Below are 2,391 nucleotides of genomic sequence, written 5' to 3' on the forward strand. Positions count from 1 at the left end.
CTTCTTGGGTAAGATGAGTGTAGTTCATGATGCAACTTTGACTTTGGTCGGTCGGAAGCAAAATACTAGCTCATCTTGCTTCCTTCCAATAATTTAATCTCTGTTGCACTTCATTTGAGAATCTAAGTTTTGAATAAAACACTGTTTTCAAATATCTTTAGTATTTCCTATAATTGTCAACATAACAGAATTTATATTTTTTACTTCAACAATAAAAAGCTGAATAGCGTACAGCCCTATTCTTCAATACAAAATATATCTATCTATAATTCATCAATTTAATATATTTATTTCTATTATATTTTGTCACTTTTTATTGTAATGTAAGTCTTATACAGGTTTGTGACGAATGTTTTACAAGGCTGCTCTACAGCGCATAACCTCTATAGCTTCACGTCAAATGACAGACAAAATCTGTGAAACATAATATAAAAAAGGAGTGCTTATGGGATCAATACTTACTGTAACTTCCTATACTTACAGTTCTTCATCACGTTATCTTAAAATTTTTTATAACAATGGTTCAGCAGAACTGTACCATCCAGTTCCGGAATTTATTTATAACAACATGCTCCGATGTCATGACAAGGCTGCTTTTGTACATAAATATTTAGAATATGACTTACATTTTACTCGCATTTCCATGGCTTGAATGATCAGGGCTCTGCCCTGATTCACAGATATTTTTATTCATACAAATTTATTTATAGCAAAGCATCAACAGACCTGAGCCAATCGATAAAGTCATACTCATAAAACGTTCATCACTTTTCACCAGTGCAATAAATTGCTGAACTTCTGCTGCATGTGATATGACATTGTCGACAAATATGACGCCATTTTTAGGATGCAGCATATGCGGCAAATACTGCCAGTAATCCATATAGGCATCCCGTTCAGCATCTAACAAAATAAAGTCATATTGCTGTTCGGCCTTTTCAAGAAAACTTTGTGCATCCCCTACCCAAAAATCAATCACTTCACTCAATTGTAGTTCATTGGCATATTGCTGAGCTTGCTGGGTACGTGCCGGATCAATTTCCAAAGTAGTGACATGACCTTGTGAAGTCTGTGCTGCATTCGCCAGCCATAAAGTCGAATAACCTGTTGAAGTGCCAATCTACAAAATATTTTTAGATTGTTGGATGCGCACTTGCATGGCTAAAAATAATGCAGAATCCGGTTCTATATTTCGATAACGTTGAATACGGTCTTTTTGTAAGGCATCAAATTTAATAAAACTTTGATGCAACTCCTGCATTCGCTTCTGGAATATTTCACTCATGCTCATCACAGCTATTCCTGTCTTGTTATTCTGTTGAGTCTAGCGTTTATTGATGTCGTTAATCTAGTTCATGAAGTTGCTTGAATTAATTTAAATCGTGGAACAACTGTACCATTATCGAGTGTGACCATTTCCTGAAACATTTCCAGGGGACGTACCCACATTGAATAATCGCCATACAAACATTGATATACCACCAATTTATCAGCTGTTTCACTATGGGTAGCTACATGAAAAACCTGATATAACTTGCCTTTGTAGTGTTGATAAATCCCTGCTTTGAGTTGCATTTTTATGACCTTGTTAAAACATAGGGTCATCATAATCAAAATTACCCAGAAGTATGCAACAATTTATTAAAAATGCTCTAATTTCAACTTAATACTTGAATATTCACACTAAATCAGCATTTACTTAAGACAGTATTTTTGTAAAAAACTTATCAATCTATTAAACCGATTGTTTTTATAAAAATGAAATGTTTTACCTATTTAAATATTTAGCCTACTATAGCTTTATTAAATAAGCATTTACTCCCTTGGAGACGTTAGCCATGTTAGACCAAAATACTTCAGCACAACTTAAAACCTTACTGGAACGTCTGGAAAGCCCGATTGAACTGGTCGCGACTTTGGATGCTTCAGATAAGTCTGACAAGATTAAAGAACTGGTGACTGAAGTTGCAGCCTTATCTGATTTAGTCACTGCACGCTTCGACGGTACAAATAAACGTGCCCCAAGCTTTGGGGTGGCAAAACAAGGTGAAGAACCGCGTGTCTTCTTTGCCGGCTTGCCGATGGGACATGAATTTACTTCCCTGATTCTGGCCTTGTTACAAGTGTCAGGTTATGCCCCAAAAGTGTCAGATGAAGTGCTTGCAAGCATTAAAGGTCTTGACCTTAAAGCGGACTTCGATGTCTTTGTATCGTTAAGCTGCCATAATTGTCCTGATGTGGTTCAAGCCCTAAACTTAATTGCGATCTATAACCCGGGCACCACGGCCACCATGATTGACGGTGCATTTTTCCAAGATGAAGTGGAACAGCGCAAGATCATGGCAGTACCTATGGTGTTCCAGGACAACGCCCACATCGGTCAGGGCCGTA

The 2,391-nt window shown here is 36.9% G+C and carries 3 protein-coding genes and 1 pseudogene; 2 read left to right on the top strand and 2 right to left on the bottom strand.

The features are described from left to right. Window positions 1-445: 445 nt before the first annotated feature. Window positions 446-652, top strand: coding sequence for a KTSC domain-containing protein (locus FTT83_RS15710; RefSeq protein ID WP_086195511.1), 207 nt, complete (start codon window positions 446-448; stop codon window positions 650-652). Between the two features lie 48 nt (window positions 653-700). Here the strand turns inward: FTT83_RS15710 and FTT83_RS15715 are convergent. Next, window positions 701-1,291, bottom strand: a pseudogene (locus tag FTT83_RS15715) (O-methyltransferase). A 62-nt stretch (window positions 1,292-1,353) separates the two neighbouring features. Then, window positions 1,354-1,575 (bottom strand): DUF1653 domain-containing protein, encoded by a 222-nt coding sequence (locus FTT83_RS15720; RefSeq protein WP_180176841.1) that lies wholly within the window; start codon window positions 1,573-1,575, stop codon window positions 1,354-1,356. A 263-nt stretch (window positions 1,576-1,838) separates the two neighbouring features. Here FTT83_RS15720 and FTT83_RS15725 point away from each other — a divergent pair. Next, window positions 1,839-2,391: thioredoxin family protein (locus FTT83_RS15725; protein WP_180176842.1), on the top strand; the 553-nt coding region annotated here is incomplete at its 3' end.

This window comes from Acinetobacter sp. YH01018 (assembly GCF_013420295.1).
In the GTDB taxonomy this organism is placed as follows: Bacteria; Pseudomonadota; Gammaproteobacteria; order Pseudomonadales; family Moraxellaceae; genus Acinetobacter.